Below are 17,399 nucleotides of genomic sequence, written 5' to 3' on the forward strand. Positions count from 1 at the left end.
CCCTTCCCATCAAAGTTTCGTTTATTCAAGGAAATCTTTTAAACGTTTGCTGCGGCTAGGATGACGAAGCTTGCGAAGCGCCTTCGCTTCAATTTGACGAATCCGTTCACGTGTAACGCCAAATACTTTGCCCACTTCTTCAAGCGTTCTTGTCCGTCCGTCATCAAGTCCAAACCGCAAACGAAGCACGTTTTCTTCCCGTTCGGTCAAGGTGTCCAGAACGTCCTCGAGTTGCTCCTTCAGCAGTTCGTAAGCTGCCGCATCAGCCGGCGCCAATGCTTCCTGATCCTCTATGAAATCACCCAGATGCGAGTCATCTTCTTCCCCGATTGGTGTTTCAAGCGAAACAGGTTCCTGCGCGATTTTCATAATTTCCCTTACTTTATCCGTGCTAAGCTCCATCTCAGCCGCAATTTCTTCCGGCGTTGGTTCGCGCCCAAGCTCTTGAAGGAGCTGGCGGGATACACGAATCAGCTTGTTGATCGTCTCAACCATATGAACCGGAATCCGGATCGTACGGGCCTGATCGGCAATTGCGCGTGTAATCGCCTGGCGAATCCACCAAGTTGCATAGGTGCTGAACTTGAACCCTTTGGATTGGTCGAATTTTTCCACCGCTTTAATAAGGCCCATGTTGCCTTCTTGAATCAGATCCAGGAACAACATGCCGCGCCCGACGTAACGTTTCGCGATGCTGACAACGAGACGCAAGTTGGCTTCCGCCAATCTGCGTTTCGCCTCTTCGTCGCCGTTCTCAATCCGTTTGGCGAGTTCAACTTCGTCATCTGCAGAAAGGAGCGGCACACGGCCGATTTCCTTCAAGTACATCCGGACGGGATCGTTGATTTTGATGCCGGGAGGCAATGATAAATCATCATCAAAATTAAAATCGTCCGAATCCCGCTCATGCTCGTCGCTGTCTTTTGCGCCCAGCGGATTTTCGTCTTCGTTTTCGTTTACGACCTCTATGCCCAAATCGTCCAGCTGCTCAAAAAACTCGTCGATTTGCTCCGGATCTTGATCGAAAGGCGACAGTTTCTCCATTATCTCTTTATAAGTTAAGGAGGACCTTTTCTTACCATGCTCGATTAATTGATCTTTTACCTGATCCAGCTTTTGTTCGGTATCTAGTTCTGTACGCTGATCATTCGCCATACTCCGACTCCCTCCTCCCTAGAACCGCTCATCGGGTCGACCCTTCAACTGTCTTTCTAGGGTTATAATCTCACTTGCAATTTGTGCTGCCACAATGTTTTCTCCGGCACGTTCCGCCCGCACCATCTCTTCCTTCTTCTGTTCGATTTCCCTAAAACGGGGCACCTTCAATATATCTTCAATATCGGCATCCAGTATCTGTTCGTTAAACGGGAAATCTCCATCCATGAGAAGAATGGATGCGGCCGCTCGTTCCAGCCGTTCATCTTGCAGCGATGCAATAAATCGGCCCGCATCCGGATCAAAGCCTTGCGCGTAATAAGCATATAAATAAGCAGCAAGCGCTGCGTGATCCTCAATATTGAATGACTCCCCAAGACGCTCATGAACAAGCTGCGCGACTTCGCGGTCATTCATCATCACATGAAGCAGTCGCCGTTCTACATTGGCATATGCGGGTAAAGGCACAGGAGCCCCTGATGCGCGGCGTTTTTCATTCCTACCATTATTCCACGAATTGTCGTTATTATCCCTTGAAGGGCGCTTTTTTTGCAGTTCCTCTCTTTTATGAAATGAATCCTGTTTCAAAGCGTGGAGATCAATTTCAAATTCGCGGGACAATTCCTTTAAATAAACTTCTCGTTCGATGGATGAATCAAGCTCCGCCACGATTCCGACCGCTTCCAGAAGATAGTTTTTTCTTCCTTCTTCTGTTAGCAGTATATGGTTTTTTCTTGAATATATAAGCTTAAATTTTGTGGCGGATACAGCCTGCCCGATCGCTTCGCGAACGAACGCTTCCGGACCGTATTCTTCAATGTATTCATCCGGGTCTTTGCCTTTGGGCAGCATGGACACCATGACTTTAAGCCCAGCCTTCTCCAGCATCGCAATTGACTTCAGCGCAGCGGCTTGTCCGGCATCATCGCCGTCATAACATACGATAATTTCTTCAGCTGAACGCTTCAACACCGCACAATGCTCTTCGGTCAGCGCCGTTCCCATTGTAGCGACGCCGTTATGAACTCCGGCATACCAGGCTTTAATAATATCCATGTAGCCTTCAAACAAAACAACCTGCTTGGACTTGCGTATGGACGCTTTTGCCTGATGCAGATTATATAACGTACGGCTTTTGGTGAACAGCGCGGTTTCCGGCGAATTTAAATACTTCGGCTGCCCTTCGCCAATGACGCGTCCGGCGAAAGCCGTAACTTTGCCGTCCCGGTCCCATATCGGGAACATCAGCCTGCCTCGAAAACGGTCGACATGGCCGCTTCCGTCGTTTTTTGCCGATAAAAGCCCCGCACGTTCCAGCAATTGCGGATCAAATTTCCGCGCTGTTAAAAACCGGGCAAGCGTATCCCACTGCGGCGGCGCATAACCAATCGAAAATTGATTAATCAGCTTGTCGCTGATACCTCTGTTCCGCAAATACTGCAGCGCCTCCGCGCCATGCGTCGTATTCAGCAGCAAATAATGGTACAGCTTGGCTGCAAGCTCATGCGCTTCCAGCATTTTACCGCGTTCCATATCTGCTTCGGAAGGCTTGTCGCGGTCCCGGTCGGCCCACGTAACAGGAATTCCCGCTTCTTCTGCAAGAAACTGAACGGCCTCCGGAAAAGAAAAACCTTCGATTTCCTCAATGAAGCGAATCACTGTCCCGCTTTTGCCACAACCGTAACAGTGGAAAATTTGAAGCTCCGGCGTTACTGTAAATGAAGGTGTTTTCTCCGAATGAAAAGGGCACAGACCCTTCATATACTTGCCGTTCTTCGTGAGATGAACGTACTTCCCGACTGTCTCGACGATGTCATGCTTGCGTCTTACCGCTTCTATGACTTCTTCCGGTATTCTGCCGTTTGTCATCGTTCATCACCTTCTATACTTCCTAACACGTATAATTCGCTACTATTCATGCTTCTCCTGCTGCAAACGTAAAAGTTTTGTCAGCTTTTGTTGGAATCGGTCCTTATCTTCTGAGCTTAAAGCTTTAGGACCTTTTGTTCGCCCGCCTGCCCGCCTGCGTTTGGCCAATTCATGGCGGCGTTCCATCAAATAGTCGATATTGTCGTTTGTATAACATTCGCCGCGCGGGGAAATGACATACGCGCCTTTGCCGATCGCCATACAAGCCAGACCGAAGTCCTGCGTCACGACAATATCTCCTTTGGAGACATGGTTCACGATGTATAAATCAACCGCATCCCTGCCTGGATCGATCTGAACCACTTGGACGCCATCCAGCGCTTCAAGCCTATGGTCATAGGAAGATACCATAAGCACGGGAGTCGAATAAGCACGGCCGGCCAGCACAATTTCCTGCTTAACCGGGCATGCGTCCCCGTCAACTACAATCGTATGTTCCATCGGCTTCTCACGCTCAATTCTTTCTTCGTGCAATATTATTATATACGCCGCACTTTGAAAAAATCCTTCCAATTCGCCTTAATTGGAGCGGATGCTGCTCATGACGAGACTTGCGGTTTCCTCCACTGCGCGATGGGATACATCAATGACAACGCAGCCCAGACGGTCCATAACATTTTGGGCATATCTCATTTCGTTCTCAATGCGCTGCTCCGTTGCATAGGCCGCGTTGTCCGGCAGCCCAAGCGCCTTCAGCCGCTCCTTGCGGATGATGTTCAAATAATGGACGCCAATCGTCAGCCCGATAATTTTTTGTTTCGGAATGCGAAACAGCTCATCCGGCGGCTTAATTTCCGGAACTAGCGGCACATTCGCCACTTTATATTTTTTATGAGCCAAATACATCGACAATGGTGTCTTGGATGTCCGGGATACGCCAATTAACACGATATCCGCCTTCATGATGCCGGATGGGTCTTTCGCATCATCATAACGGACAGCAAATTCGACGGCTTCCACTTTGCGAAAATAGTCCTCGTCCAGCACATGGTTCAGACCGGGCTCGTCACGCGACTTCCGCCCGGTCCGATGTTCCAGGCTTTCAATAAGCGGACCTAGCAAATCAATTGCCGCAATGCCGTGCGTATCCGCCAATGTTCGCATTATTTCTCTCAGCTCAGGGATAACAAGCGTGTAAAGCACGATACCTCTGTTCTCTTTCGCCAGAAGCACAACCCTTTCAAGAGCAGCCGCATCCGTAATGAACGGCATGCGGCGAATGCTAGCATGAACCGGATGAAACTGGGCGACGGCAGCTCTTACGACAAGCTCCCCCGTATCGCCCGCCGCGTCCGATGCCACGTAAATCGTAACCTCCGGTATGGACGGATACATAGTTACATCCCCCTAATCCATTCTTCGTTCAAGAAGACTGTCTGAAGATGATCAACTAAATCGGCGTATTACCAGACAAGCTTGGAGAAATCGGCGAGCGCTGCGATATCTTCGGCAATTGCAGCAAGCGTTGCAAGGCGGTTAGCCCGCACAGCTTCGTCATCCGCCATAACCATCACCGCATCGAAATAACGGTTGATCGGCTCTTTTAATCCCGAAAGTGCAGTCAGCGCTCCCGCAGCATCACCTTCGTCCAGTGATTTGCGGAATGCAGGGTGAACCGCCTGCCATGCTTCATAAAGCGTTTGTTCTGCCGCTTCCGCGAACAGCGACGTATTGACTTCTTTGACAACAGCTTTCGCCGCCAAATTGCTGACACGGTTAAACGCATCCGCTGCAAGTTTCGATTCATGGCGGTCATCGCCCGATGTCCACTCCTGAATAACCGAAGCGCGGTCTACGGTAAGGAGCAGATTGTCGAAGCCGGCGGCCATAACGGCATCCACCACATCATAACGGCTTGCTTGCTCGGTCAACACATTTTTAACCCGCAGTGCAAAGAAATCATGCAAATCTTTACGCACTTCATCCGCCGTACGTTTCATGCCGCGCTGCTCATGGACAGCAATCGCTGCATCAAACAGCTGCTGCAGACTTGCTTGGAGGCCATGCGCCAGCACAATTTGCACGATGCCGGAAGCTTGGCGGCGCAGGGCGTAAGGATCCTGCGATCCGGTCGGAATAATGCCGATAGAGAAGCAGCCCACAATCGTATCCAGCTTATCCGCAAGGCTGACGACAGCGCCTGTCAAAGTGGCTGGAGCGCGGTCGCCGGCATGGCGAGGCTGGTAGTGCTCATTGATCGCTTTCGCTACCGCTTCCTGTTCTCCTGCTTTACGGGCATAATCTTCGCCCATAATGCCTTGCAGTTCCGGGAACTCGTATACCATTTGCGTAACGAGGTCGAATTTGCAAATATCAGCGGCGCGGCTCACTGCCGCTGCCGTCTCTTGGCCGGCTCCAAGCAGCGAAGAAAGCGAATCTGCAGTCGCGCGAATGCGGCGTACTTTATCCGCAACCGTACCGAGTTCTTCATGGTAGACGATATTCTCAAGCTTAGCAAGAGCATCCCCAATCTTCAGCTTTTGGTCTTCCGCATAGAAAAATTTCGCATCCGACAAGCGTGCGCGAAGCACTTTCTCGTTGCCTTTTGCCACAACATCAATAGAGGTCCGGTCGCCGTTGCGCACCGTTACGAAATAAGGCTGAAGTTCGCCTTCCGCATTAAGGACAGGGAAATACCGCTGATGTTCACGCATGGAAGTGATCAGCACTTCTTGCGGGATTTGCAGGAACGATTCGTCGAATGTGCCGAACAGCACATTCGGGTATTCCACAAGGAACAGAACTTCCTCCAGCAAGTCTTCTTTCACGGCAATTTCCCAGCCATGCTCTTTCGCAAGTCCGTTAATTTGCGAAACGATCAGCTGTTCGCGTTCTTCCACGTCCACAATGACATGCTGCTCCCGCAAACGTTCTTTGTATTCGGACGGTTGGGCGATTACCGTCTCCGTTCCTAAAAAGCGGTGGCCGCGCGAAACGTTGCCGCTTGCGACTCCGGCAAGCTCCAGCGGAACAATGTCTGTGCCGAACAGCGAAACGAGCCAGCGGATCGGGCGCACAAAACGAAGATCATAGCTGCCCCAGCGCATATTTTTGGGGAATGTCATCGAAGTAATAATATTCGTGAGTCCTTCAGCCAATACGTCCGCCGTATGGGTGCCGATGCTGCTTTTATTTGCATAAACGTATTCAACGCCGGCAAGCTCCTGGAAATAGAGCTGGTCCGCGCTTACACCTTGGCTTTTCGCGAAGCCAAGCGCCGCTTTGGTCCATTCGCCGCTGGCCTCTTGCGCGATTTTGCGGGAAGGGCCTTTCACCTGCTCGTTAACGTCGGCCTGCTTTTCTTCAACCGCTTCAACGATTACCGTCAAGCGGCGCGGCGTTGCATAAGCTTGCACCTGTCCATGTCCGATACGGGAATCAGCCAGCCATTTCGCCGTTTTGTCCTTCAGCTGGTTCATCGCAGCACGGACAAAACGGGCCGGCACCTCTTCCAATCCGATTTCAAGCAAAAGGTCTTTAGCCATTGTGCTCCACTCCTTTCTTCAGCAACGGGAATCCGAGGCGTTCCCGCTCCTCCAGGAACGTTGCCGCGCATTCTCTCGCCAGATTGCGAACCCGCATAATATAACCCGTTCTTTCAGTTACGCTGATTGCGCCGCGCGCATCAAGCAGGTTGAATGTATGCGAGCATTTCAGCACATAATCGTAAGCCGGGAATACCAGTTTATTGGCAAGCGTCTTTTTCGCTTCTTCCTCGTACATGTTAAACAAGGAGAACAACATGGACGCATCCGAAATTTCAAATGTATATTTGGAATGCTCATATTCCGGCTGAAGGAATACGTCGCCGTAAGTAACGCCGTCTACCCATTCGAGGTCATAGACGTTTTCTTTTTGCTGAATATAGGAAGCCAGACGCTCCATACCGTACGTAATTTCCACCGCAACCGGATTCGCGTCGATGCCGCCGACTTGCTGGAAATACGTAAATTGCGTAATTTCCATGCCGTCCAGCCATACTTCCCAGCCGAGTCCCCAAGCGCCAAGCGTAGGCGATTCCCAGTTATCTTCAACAAAACGGATGTCATGATGGTTGGCGTCGATGCCAAGCCGCTTCAAGCTTTCCAGATAAAGCTCCTGGATATTGTCCGGCGACGGCTTCAAAATGACTTGGAACTGGTGATGCTGATACAGGCGGTTCGGATTCTCGCCGTAACGTCCGTCAGCCGGACGGCGGGATGGCTCCACATAAGCAACATTCCACGGCTCCGGCCCGATCGAGCGGAGGAAAGTCATCGGATTCATTGTACCCGCGCCTTTTTCCACGTCGTAAGGCTGCACCAGAATGCAGTTTTGCTCCGCCCAAAATTGCTGCAGCGTTACAATCATACCTTGAAAATTCAACACTTGGTTTTCGCTCCTTTTTTATATATTCCTCATGCGAGGACAACTGCGGCAGCTTGCGGGAATGATACGAACGGGCGCAAAAAAGCCCCCGTCTCTACGCCTGCTGCCAGACGTAGGGACGAGAGCTGAAGCTCCCGCGGTTCCACCCTACTTGGTTCACTTGGTATTTGCGAATAACGTCATCGGTATGTATCCTGTAACGTTCGAACGCAATAAAGCAAACCCGCTTTGTTCAACACGACTCCGGAGCGCCATGTTCACGTTTGGCCGGCCGCCGGGCTTGCACCTTCCCCGGCTCGCTGCTTGACCTTTATCAAACGTTACTTTCTCCATCATTGTCCGATATTCACTATTAGAATATTCTAATCACCGGAAATGGTTTTGTCAAACACGGGTCAGCGGGCCTCTTAATGGCCGTGTGCTTCCAAGGAAGATTTCTCGTCTTTTGTCTTGGTTCCGATAATGTCTTTCATGCCTGCACCGCCCATCATCAGTACACAAGCGAGCGCCAGCACCGCTGGAATTACCGACCACATGAATGTAGTCGAAATAGAGCCGGATAAAGTGTCCACGATTTTATCCATCACATCGTGCGGAATTTGCTCCCGGGTTTCCGGCGAAAGCAATTGCCTCGCATCCTGGGACTGCGAAACCGGCGCCCCGCCGTTCGTACCGGCAAAAGCGTCCTTCATCCCGCTTGCAAAGTTGTTGCGCTGAATGATGCCGAATATCGTAATCCCTACCGTCATGCCCAGCGAACGGACAAACGACATCGTCGAGCTTGCCGAACCGCGCTGAGTGGCGTTAAATCCATGAATCGACGACATGCCAAGAACCGAAAACGAGAAGCCGATGCCAAAACCGGTAATTGCCATATAAAGCCTCAGCGTCCATTTGGTCGTGTCCGGCTCGATCGTTGCCAGCAGAGCAATGCCCGCGATAAAAATAATAGCGGAAATCGTCATAATGCTGCGATAAGACATTTTGGAGCTTAAAATGCCCCCGACTTGCGCGGCAATAACAGATGCCACCGTCATCGGAATAAGCATAAGCCCGGAGTTCGTTGCCGTTCCGCCGTATACGCCCTGCACAAAAATCGGAATGTAAAGCGCTGCCGTAATAAACGCAGATCCGTAAAATAAACCGGCTCCCGTGCTGGCAGCAAACAATCTGCGCTTGAACATCTCAAAAGAAATAATCGGATCGGATGCTTTCGTTTCCACAAAAAGGAAGGAAATGAACAGCACTACAAATCCTGCGAGCAGTGCGATAATCGGAGCCGAATTCCAAGCGTATTCATTGCCGCCAAGCTCCAGGCCAAACATTAAACACACAATTGCGCCTACGAGCGCTCCTGCTCCGAACCAGTCAATTCTTTGTTTCTCATGATGTAAAGACTCTTTGTAAAAAAAAATGATCAGCACAAGCGATACGATGGCGATTGGCGCATTGATGTAAAAAATCCAGCGCCAGTTAATTGCGTCCGTCAAGTAGGCGCCGGCCAGCGGGCCAAATAAACTGGATACGCCAAATACTGCACCAAATAAACCGCCCATCTTGCCTCTTTTTTCCGGAGGGAAAATATCAAAAACAATCGTAAAGGCAATCGGCATAATTGCGCCGCCGCCGATCCCTTGAAGCGCGCGGTAAATGCTAAGCTGCGTAATGGATTGCGCTGTACCGCACAATAAAGAACCAATTAAAAATATAAGTACGCCAAATACAAAAAAACGTTTACGGCCGTACATGTCGGACAGCTTGCCGAATATCGGCATACCCGCCATCTCGGTCACCAAATAAGCCGAGGTTACCCATACGAATTTATCCAAGCCGTTCAAATCGCTTATAATCGTAGCCATCGCGGTTGAAACAATGGTGTTATCAATTGCCGCAACGAGTATTCCAAGCAGCAATCCTGTCACGACAAGGCCCATTCTGCTTTGTGTTGCCGTCATGCTTAACGCTCTCCCTTCCCATTCTCGTTCTCATCCATCTTTCGTACCCATCATACCGTATCCGGGCTTGGTCTAAAATGGCCGCTAGAACGAAACTCCCTCGGTCTGCAGACCGAGGGAGTTTCGTTTCCGTACCCTTACCGCATTTATGTAAGCTTGTCCAGCTGGTCCAAAAAAGTTTGCGACTTCAGCTTTAACCCAAGCAGTTCGTCCATCATCCGCCTCATTGCCAGCTTCAGCTCCGCTTTCGTTTCCGGCTTAACCTGGATATCGCCGAGCCGCCGCAAATCCATTCGGCGGAACAGCCGCAGCAGCTTGTACGCGGTATCGCCCGGGCGAAGCGCGCCGGGATCGCTTGCCGAGCAGCGGATACATAAAGCGCCGCCCATATGAGGGCTAACCCGGAAAGGCCCTTCCTCCTGGCCGCAGTTTACGCAGAAATCAAGCTCCGGTGCGTAACCCGACGCCTCCAAAATGCGCATCTCGTATAAATGCGTAACAATTTGCGCGTCTTTGCCTGCTACATAACCGCTTAGGCATGCCTTCAGCTGCTCAAACAAAAAACCGCCCGCTTCTTCGTCCTGAAGCGCGCGGTCGGTCAATTCCGCAACATAAGAAGCATAAGCGGCCTGGTCCAAATGTTCGCGCAAAGTATGATACGAATCGTAAATCTCGCCTGCGTTTAAGTTGCCCAGCCCCCCGTTAGGTCCGCGAAAAAACACGAATTCCCCATAAGTGAAAGGCTGCGCCAGCGAGCCATACCGGCTTTTTACCTTTTTAGCTCCCTTTATTAAAACGCCCACCTTGCCGCTGTTATTGGTCAGCAAAGTTACGATTTTGTTGCCTTCCCCATAATCCATACTGCGGATTACGATTCCTTCCACACGATAAAGCATGCCGCTCTCCTTCTCCCTTGGCTGAGGAAGCGTCAAGAATCAAGCTCTACTGCCGTCTCCTCAAGTTCAGCTTCAAGACTGCCGTCCGCAGCAGCCGCGTCAGCTTCTTGCCCCGATCCTATCTTGTTTACTTCTTTGTATAACAAAAAGGATTCCACATCCCCGGTCAACGTAAAATACTTCCACGAAAAGTTTCGCAATCGTATTCATCCTTTCCCTCGGAAATGTTCCCTGACGAAAATAGGATGCGATAAATCGGGATGTGTTATCCTTAGCAATTATTTCAGCCGCAGCGGCCGGTTAATCATGCCGGAAGCCGAAGTCTTTCAATATTCTTTCCTGATTCCGCCAATCCTTCTTGACCTTCACCCACAGCTCAAGGAATGTGCGGGAACCAAGCAGCGACTCAATATCGTTGCGCGCAAGCTTGCCCACTTCTTTCAGAAGCGAGCCTTTTTTGCCGATAATAATCCCTTTTTGCGAATCGCGTTCGACATAAATAACAGCTCCGATATAGACAACTCCATTATCCTGGACGCGCATATCTTCAATCTGTACGGCAATCGAGTGCGGAATTTCTTCCCGCGTCAAATGTAAAATTTTTTCACGGATCAGCTCGGCGCATACGAATTGCTCCGGATGGTCCGTTACCTGGTCAGCCGGGTAATATTGCGGCCCTTCCGGCAAATAACGGATTAATTGCGCAAGAAGCGTCTCTACATTATTGCCCTGCAATGCCGAGATCGGCACAATTTCCGCAAAATCGTATAAATCTTTATATTCGGTAATGATGGGAAGCAATTTTTCCGGCTCAATCTTATCGATCTTGTTCAAAACAAGAAATACAGGCGTCTTCACCTTTTTAAGCTGTTCGATAATAAACCGGTCGCCGCCGCCGATTCCTTCCGCTACGTCAACAAGAAATAACGCCGCTTCGACTTCTTTTAGCGCGCTTTCCGCTGTTTTGAACATGTAGTCGCCCAGCTTGGATTGCGGCTTATGGATACCCGGCGTGTCCAAAAATACGATTTGGGCCTCGTCGGTCGTATACACGCCATGGATTTTGTTGCGCGTTGTTTGCGGCTTATCCGACATAATGGCGATTTTCTGGCCGATCAGATGGTTCATCAAGGTTGATTTTCCGACGTTTGGCCGGCCGATAATGGCTACAAACCCGGAACGGAATTTAGAATTGCTCATAAGTTTAACGAATTACCCCTCTTTCTCCAAAGAAGAAGACGTAAACGCGCCTGGCAGCAGTTCTGCTACCGTTGTAACGCTCCACGCTCCTTTTAAATTGCCCATAACAACAGGCATATCATGTGCACACAGCTCGACAAGCACTTGGCGGCATACGCCGCATGGCGCAATGGGGCCTTCCGTATCGCCAATAACGGCAATCGCCTGAAACTCGCCCGGGCGCTTCCCGTCCGCAACCGCACGGAACAAAGCTGTCCGTTCCGCACAATTGCTTGGGCCGTATGCCGCATTCTCAACGTTGCAGCCGTAATGGATCACGCCGTCACGTCCCAGCAATGCAGCGCCGACTTTAAAATGCGAATAAGGGACATATGCCCGCTCCATTGCTTCACGGGCCGCCTCCAGCAGCGAAACGTAATGTTGTTCGAGGCCAGTATATACCGCCATTTCTCCCACTCCCTTGTTAGATGCAGAAACGACGTCACCGCTTCGCGGGAAGCGGTGATGCCGTTTCAAAAGACGTTGTTTCCATCATTGAAATAATAATTCCCAGATAGGGGGCAGCAATACGATTACACCGATAACAACCGCAGCAGCCGATACGATCAACACAGCTCCTGCAGCGACATCTTTTGCACGTTTCGCTAAAGGATGAAGACTTGGGCTCGCAAGGTTAACTACCTGCTCCACAGCAGTGTTCATCATTTCCGCCGATATGACGGACCCGATGGTCAGCAGCAGAATAGCCCACCTTGTAACGGTCAGCCGCGCGATCAATCCAAGGAAAATAACGATAACGGCTGCTGCGGTATGAATACGCATGTGGCGCTGCGTACGCAAGGCATATTGAATGCCCGAGCACGCGTAGCCCAAGCTCCGGATAAATTTCCGCATTAGCGGGACAGACCAGCCTTTTGAAGAACCGCTTCCTGCTTCGCAAACATTTCTTTTTCGCTTGCGTCATCCTGATGATCATATCCGATCAAATGAAGGAAACCGTGAACGAACAAAAAGCCGATTTCGCGTTCCAGCGAATGCCCGTACTCTTCGCTTTGCTCCGCTGCCCTTTCGACGGAAATAATAATATCGCCCAGCATGCCGGAAATCGGATCAAGCTCGTCTTCGCTTTCCACCTCAAAAATAATGTCCAGCTCTTCGGTGCCTTCATCCTGCATCGCAAACGACAACACATCCGTCGGGCGGTCGATGCCGCGGTATTCTTTGTTCAGCTGGTGAATTTGCTCGTTGTCGGTAAACGTCAGCGTCACTTCTCCGTTCAGCACGTTCTCCGCTTCGCCGGCAAGCTGCAGCAGCTGCTCCAGCCGCGCGATCCAGCTTTCCGGAATGTCCATTTTATCCTGCTCATTGCTCCAATCCAATTGCAAACTCATGCTAAACGCTCCTTTGATTTGTCTTCCTCCGGATATTCAATGCGGGAGTGGAAAATGCCGATGACGCTTTCCTTCAGCGACTGGGCGATTTGTTCCAGCTCCTTCATCGTCAAATCGCATTCATTCAGCTGGTTATCGTCCAGCCTGCTTTTAATGATTTTATGAATCAGCGAGTCAATCTGATCAACCGTAGGGTTGCGCAAGCTCCTTACCGCCGCTTCCACGCTGTCGGCGATTCCGACTATCGCCGCTTCTTTCGACTGCGCTTTCGGACCCGGGTAGCGGAAATCGTCGAGCGTAAATGCCGGTTCGATTCCTTGCTCTTCAGCCTGCTTGACTGCTTTATGGTAAAAATAATACAAGCTTGTTGTGCCGTGATGCTGCTCCGCAATATCGCGCAGCTGCTTCGGCATATTGTACGACTTCAGCATTTCCACGCCGTCCCGCGCGTGGGCGACAATGATTGACTTGCTCAGCTTCGGATCAATCGTATCATGCGGGTTTTCAATATTCGACTGGTTCTCAATGAAATAGTTTGGCCGTTTTGTTTTGCCGATATCATGATAAAAGGACCCGACCCGGCACAATAAACCGTCCGCTCCGATCGCCTCTGCCGCCGCCTCCGATAAATTGCCGACCATTACGCTATGATGGTATGTACCGGGCGTTTCCGTAAGCAGCTTGCGCAGCAGCGGGTGATTCGGGTTGGACAGCTCCACAAGCTTAAGCGCAGACAAAATGCCGAAGGTCACTTCAAAAAACGGCATAAGGCCGATAACCAGTATGGCCGTCAGCAGCCCGTTCACAAACGCAAATCCGATGCTGTAAATCATCGTTGCTTCCTGATCCAGCTTGCCGGTAAGCAGCGTAAGCGACAAAACGGACAAAGAGCCGAACAAGCTGGCCATAATGCCCGCTTTCAGAATGGTGGACCGCTGGCTTGCGCGGTGAATGGAAAAAATCGCCGCAAACGCCATTGCCATTATCACAAAGCCGTAGCCGTAGTTAAACAGCTGATTCTGGTTCGTATTAAGCACTATACTGCCAAAGGCGGCGAACAAAATCGAGCTTACAATCGCCAAATGCATGTCCAGCAGCAGCGTAATAAGCATAGAGCCAAGCGCCGCCGGAGCCAGATAGCCGATATAAAACGCGGCGTCCGTTTGAATAATGGCGATAATCTGCATCGCCACCATCGTAATGAAATAAATTAGCCACAGCATAAGCAGCTGTGTGTTGTTATATTTATTTTGGCGGCTGGAGAAGACGCCCGTGTGATCCAGGTAGCTGAATACGCCTAATATAAGCAGCAGCGACATCATAAACAAGCCAAGCTGCGGCCAGTAATTTTTTTTGTCCTGCAGCAGCGAAGAATCGGACAATATCTCATATATTTCCGGGGTAATGATTTCCCCTTTTTTTACAATAATATCTCCATCCTTGTAAACAACAGGCGGAGCATCTTTTTTGGCTTGCGCTTTTGCTTCATCCGTAGCGCTTTTATCCAAAAATTTATTTGGCATAATGGCAAAACGCGCGAGCTCCTGCACGATCTCGCGGCTTGTCCGGCTGCTGATAGAGCTTGCGTTGACCAGCTCCGGCACTTTCATTCGGGCCGTCTCCGCTTCGCGCAGCGAGTCTCCCATCAGCTTGCGGACGACATCCTGCGCTACCGTGCGCATTTCTTCCAGCTCCGTAAGACTTAGATTCGGAATCTTATAGAACGTTTCTTCCGGAATCGTATATTGCTGCTCTTTTACAACTTTAACCATCTCTTCCATCAAGGTAGAGCTATAAGTACCATTGCCGGCATTCACTTTGGCGAAATTATCGACATATTGTGCGTATTTGCCGGGAATTTCATTGCGGTAAATATCAATTTTATTTTGAGTCGTAACCTGATCGTCCTGATTCAGCTGCTCGATCCGGTCGAATATTTGCCCAATCAAATTATCGCTTCTTAAAGCTACGTTGGAATACACGGTTTCAACGCGGTCGGCTGCATCTTCCTGTGCTTTCAGCGTCCCTTTTACATCTTCGATCTGATGGGGAGCGACGATATTTTTCTCGCTGATATCGCCTTGCTTGATGTCGTATGTTTCCGGAAGCACGTGCGGAGCCAAGCTGAAATAGAACAGCAGCACAAACAGCAACAAGAGCAGCCACCTTACGGCGGCGCTCTGCTTCCACCCCGCCGATTTCGACGGTTTCAAGCTTCCTTGTTTACCGGATTGTTTGTAGCTCATGCAGCGGACATTCCTCTCTAAGCTTTGTTTTCAGCGTCCACATTGTAGGCCATAACGATTTTCTGCACTAAAGAATGCCTAACGACATCCGATTCCGAAAAATAGATAAATCCAATTTCTTTAATATCTTTCAGGATGCGTTGTGCTTCTATTAAACCCGAGTTTTTGCCTCTGGGCAAATCGATTTGCGTCATGTCGCCTGTAATGACCATTTTCGAGCCAAAACCAAGGCGCGTCAAAAACATTTTCATTTGCTCGGGGGTCGTGTTTTGCGCCTCGTCCAATATAATAAACGAATCGTCCAATGTACGGCCGCGCATATAAGCAAGAGGCGCGATCTCAATTACGCCGCGCTCAAACAGCTTTCCGGTCTGATCCGGCCCCATCACATCGTGAAGGGCATCATACAATGGGCGAAGATAAGGGTCAACCTTTTCCTGCAAATCTCCCGGCAAAAACCCGAGACTTTCACCCGCTTCCACTGCCGGGCGGGTAAGCATAATTTTTTTCACTTTGCCTTCTTTAAGCGCAGCGACCGCCAGCACCACCGCCAAATAGGTTTTGCCCGTGCCCGCAGGGCCGATGCCAAACACGATATCATGCTTGCGGATGGTTTTGACATAATGCCGCTGGCCAATCGTCTTGACGCGGATCGGCTTCCCTCGGTACGTTGTTGTAATCTCTGCTTTAAACAAATCAAGCAGCTCTTCGGCCTGCATGGCGCGCGCCAGCTCCAGCGCGTACATCATATCTCTCTCCGTAGGCGTATAGCCGCCTCTCACAAGCTGCAGCATCACATCATAAAGCTGCTCAAGCGAGTCTACTTCCGCTGGATCGCCCGTTATGACGATTTCCGCCTCGCGAGACGAGATCCGTGCTGTCATTTGCTCTTGCACCAAACGCAAGAACCGGTCCTGCGGCCCAAACACTGCGAGCCCTTCCGCCGCATTGCCCAGCGGGATTTTCACTGTTTTTGCTTCGATTTGCAACAAACCTCAATCTCCTTGTTCATGGACTAAAGGCATCTCTTCTATGATTGACTGCTCCACTTCAAAAAGAACTTTCATATAAACTTTACCATTGTCCGTCTTTTCATGCAAAATAATTTCATCCCGGACGACCGAGTCCGCTCCTGCTTTTGAAGCCAGCACTGCCTTTGCCTGCAGCAAACCCGCCTGCTTTGCTTCGTCCGCAGTCAATTGCCTTTGCTCCGTACGGACTTCCATCACCGTTTCTTTCATTCTTCCAATCGGCAGCTTCCAGTTGCGCCAGCCCGCCTGCTCTTCCTCCCGCACCGCTTCCGACTGCTCGAAGGGCGTTTTCCCGAAGCCGCTTACCTGCAGCAGCCTGGAGCCAAGCACCGCATACCATTTTGTCTTTTTCTCTCCTGTATAGACTTTAACCGGCTGGACAAGCGGTGACGTGATGTTATATTCATACCAGACCAATCCTTTCACTACCCCTTTGGCCGGTACGGTCTGCGTATAAGCACCGTCGCCAATTGTGCCGGAAATAAGTGTCTGGCCTTTTTTCACCTTCGTATTTTTACTGACGACCGGACGGCCTTTTTCCACCAATATTTGCGTGACGACTGCATCATGAGAGGCAACCAAATGCCTAGGCGTGTTCAAGTCCGCTGTTTTCGGAACGGTATTCTCGACTACTTGAATAACAATGCGTGTCCCTTTTTTCTCCACGCCAACCCACGAGGCGTCCGGCAGCTTGCTTGTTAAACGTTTGGACAATAGATCGGCGTCAGCCAGTTTAAACGACCACTGAAAAGGAAAAATCCCTTCCTGCTTGGCTGCTTGTTCAATCTGCTCGTCCGACATGCGGGAGTTGCCCGTAATTTCAACCGTCCATACTAAAGAAGACAATAAATAAATAATGGCAAAAAACAAAACGATGCCTAACGCAAAAAACTTTCTTTTTCCCATTTTGTCCAAAAGAAAAGGAAAACCTGCTCGTCCTGTCACATGGATACGGCAGCCGGTTTTTTTCAAATAAGGGCGCAGACGAAAAAAATCGCTGACGGAAACTTCGAACTGGAGCTTGCCATCGCTTGTCCAGCGAATGGACGATAATGTTAAACCTCCTGCAAGCGCGCGGTTCACAAGCTCTTCAGGCTGTCCGCCGCGCACTTGCACGGTTACAATACCTCTCACCCAATGCAGCCATAACACGCTAATCATTCCCTTCAATCCGCATATAGTCCGCCCCTTAGCCGGCGGCTTGTACACCAGCGCCCGATAGCGCCGT

The 17,399-nt window shown here is 50.3% G+C and carries 16 protein-coding genes; all 16 read right to left on the minus strand.

Annotation, left to right across the window (positions count from 1 at the left end; genetic code table 11):
- Window positions 1-21: 21 nt before the first annotated feature.
- On the minus strand, window positions 22-1,155 hold the full coding sequence (gene rpoD / locus ET464_RS07625) for an RNA polymerase sigma factor RpoD (RefSeq protein WP_129439726.1): 1,134 nt from the start codon (window positions 1,153-1,155) through the stop codon (window positions 22-24).
- 18 nt (window positions 1,156-1,173) lie between these two features.
- A complete protein-coding gene (gene dnaG / locus ET464_RS07630; RefSeq protein WP_129439728.1) occupies window positions 1,174-3,024 on the minus strand; it encodes a DNA primase in 1,851 nt (616 codons plus the stop codon).
- Window positions 3,025-3,066: 42 nt separating this feature from the next.
- On the minus strand, window positions 3,067-3,525 hold the full coding sequence (locus ET464_RS07635; protein ID WP_129444191.1) for a YaiI/YqxD family protein: 459 nt from the start codon (window positions 3,523-3,525) through the stop codon (window positions 3,067-3,069).
- 78 nt (window positions 3,526-3,603) lie between these two features.
- On the minus strand, window positions 3,604-4,419 hold the full coding sequence (locus ET464_RS07640; RefSeq protein ID WP_129439730.1) for a pyruvate, water dikinase regulatory protein: 816 nt from the start codon (window positions 4,417-4,419) through the stop codon (window positions 3,604-3,606).
- 68 nt (window positions 4,420-4,487) lie between these two features.
- Window positions 4,488-6,569: a glycine--tRNA ligase subunit beta gene (gene glyS / locus ET464_RS07645; protein WP_129439732.1), complete on the minus strand. Its 2,082-nt coding sequence runs from the start codon at window positions 6,567-6,569 to the stop codon at window positions 4,488-4,490.
- Window positions 6,562-7,449, minus strand: a complete 888-nt coding sequence (gene glyQ, locus ET464_RS07650; RefSeq protein WP_129444193.1) for a glycine--tRNA ligase subunit alpha — start codon at window positions 7,447-7,449, stop codon at window positions 6,562-6,564. The genes glyS and glyQ overlap by 8 nt, the downstream gene beginning before the upstream one ends.
- A 410-nt stretch (window positions 7,450-7,859) precedes the next feature.
- On the minus strand, window positions 7,860-9,407 hold the full coding sequence (locus ET464_RS07655) for an MDR family MFS transporter (protein WP_129439734.1): 1,548 nt from the start codon (window positions 9,405-9,407) through the stop codon (window positions 7,860-7,862).
- A gap of 146 nt (window positions 9,408-9,553) precedes the next feature.
- On the minus strand, window positions 9,554-10,303 hold the full coding sequence (recO, locus tag ET464_RS07660; RefSeq protein WP_129439736.1) for a DNA repair protein RecO: 750 nt from the start codon (window positions 10,301-10,303) through the stop codon (window positions 9,554-9,556).
- Window positions 10,304-10,335: 32 nt separating this feature from the next.
- Window positions 10,336-10,503 (minus strand): YqzL family protein, encoded by a 168-nt coding sequence (locus ET464_RS07665; RefSeq protein WP_129439738.1) that lies wholly within the window; start codon window positions 10,501-10,503, stop codon window positions 10,336-10,338.
- Window positions 10,504-10,603: 100 nt separating this feature from the next.
- Window positions 10,604-11,503 (minus strand): GTPase Era, encoded by a 900-nt coding sequence (gene era, locus ET464_RS07670; protein ID WP_129439740.1) that lies wholly within the window; start codon window positions 11,501-11,503, stop codon window positions 10,604-10,606.
- 12 nt (window positions 11,504-11,515) lie between these two features.
- A complete protein-coding gene (gene cdd, locus ET464_RS07675) occupies window positions 11,516-11,950 on the minus strand; it encodes a cytidine deaminase (RefSeq protein WP_129439742.1) in 435 nt (144 codons plus the stop codon).
- An 84-nt stretch (window positions 11,951-12,034) separates the two neighbouring features.
- Window positions 12,035-12,397, minus strand: coding sequence for a diacylglycerol kinase family protein (locus tag ET464_RS07680; RefSeq protein WP_129439743.1), 363 nt, complete (start codon window positions 12,395-12,397; stop codon window positions 12,035-12,037).
- Window positions 12,397-12,894: an rRNA maturation RNase YbeY gene (gene ybeY / locus ET464_RS07685; RefSeq protein ID WP_129439745.1), complete on the minus strand. Its 498-nt coding sequence runs from the start codon at window positions 12,892-12,894 to the stop codon at window positions 12,397-12,399. Before ybeY ends, ET464_RS07680 begins: the two co-directional genes overlap by 1 nt.
- Window positions 12,891-15,140: an HD family phosphohydrolase gene (locus ET464_RS07690; protein WP_129439747.1), complete on the minus strand. Its 2,250-nt coding sequence runs from the start codon at window positions 15,138-15,140 to the stop codon at window positions 12,891-12,893. Before ET464_RS07690 ends, ybeY begins: the two co-directional genes overlap by 4 nt.
- A 17-nt stretch (window positions 15,141-15,157) precedes the next feature.
- Window positions 15,158-16,132, minus strand: coding sequence for a PhoH family protein (locus ET464_RS07695; protein WP_425271749.1), 975 nt, complete (start codon window positions 16,130-16,132; stop codon window positions 15,158-15,160).
- 3 nt (window positions 16,133-16,135) lie between these two features.
- A complete protein-coding gene (gene yqfD / locus ET464_RS07700) occupies window positions 16,136-17,332 on the minus strand; it encodes a sporulation protein YqfD (protein ID WP_165280074.1) in 1,197 nt (398 codons plus the stop codon).
- Window positions 17,333-17,399: the final 67 nt, after the last annotated feature.

This window comes from Paenibacillus protaetiae, from assembly GCF_004135365.1.
Taxonomy (GTDB): Bacteria; Bacillota; Bacilli; order Paenibacillales; family Paenibacillaceae; genus Paenibacillus_AP; species Paenibacillus_AP protaetiae.

Bases quoted from the DNA above. Each gene is read 5' to 3' on its own strand.
- era (WP_129439740.1), bottom strand. From the start codon at position 11,503: ATGAGCAATTCTAAATTCCGTTCCGGGTTTGTAGCCATTATCGGCCGG.
- yqfD (WP_165280074.1), bottom strand. From the start codon at position 17,332: ATGATTAGCGTGTTATGGCTGCATTGGGTGAGAGGTATTGTAACCGTG.
- ET464_RS07680 (WP_129439743.1), bottom strand. From the start codon at position 12,397: ATGCGGAAATTTATCCGGAGCTTGGGCTACGCGTGCTCGGGCATTCAA.
- cdd (WP_129439742.1), bottom strand. From the start codon at position 11,950: ATGGCGGTATATACTGGCCTCGAACAACATTACGTTTCGCTGCTGGAG.
- ET464_RS07655 (WP_129439734.1), bottom strand. From the start codon at position 9,407: ATGACGGCAACACAAAGCAGAATGGGCCTTGTCGTGACAGGATTGCTG.
- glyS (WP_129439732.1), bottom strand. From the start codon at position 6,569: ATGGCTAAAGACCTTTTGCTTGAAATCGGATTGGAAGAGGTGCCGGCC.
- ET464_RS07640 (WP_129439730.1), bottom strand. From the start codon at position 4,419: ATGTATCCGTCCATACCGGAGGTTACGATTTACGTGGCATCGGACGCG.
- dnaG (WP_129439728.1), bottom strand. From the start codon at position 3,024: ATGACAAACGGCAGAATACCGGAAGAAGTCATAGAAGCGGTAAGACGC.
- ET464_RS07635 (WP_129444191.1), bottom strand. From the start codon at position 3,525: ATGGAACATACGATTGTAGTTGACGGGGACGCATGCCCGGTTAAGCAG.
- recO (WP_129439736.1), bottom strand. From the start codon at position 10,303: ATGCTTTATCGTGTGGAAGGAATCGTAATCCGCAGTATGGATTATGGG.
- ET464_RS07690 (WP_129439747.1), bottom strand. From the start codon at position 15,140: ATGAGCTACAAACAATCCGGTAAACAAGGAAGCTTGAAACCGTCGAAA.
- ybeY (WP_129439745.1), bottom strand. From the start codon at position 12,894: ATGAGTTTGCAATTGGATTGGAGCAATGAGCAGGATAAAATGGACATT.
- rpoD (WP_129439726.1), bottom strand. From the start codon at position 1,155: ATGGCGAATGATCAGCGTACAGAACTAGATACCGAACAAAAGCTGGAT.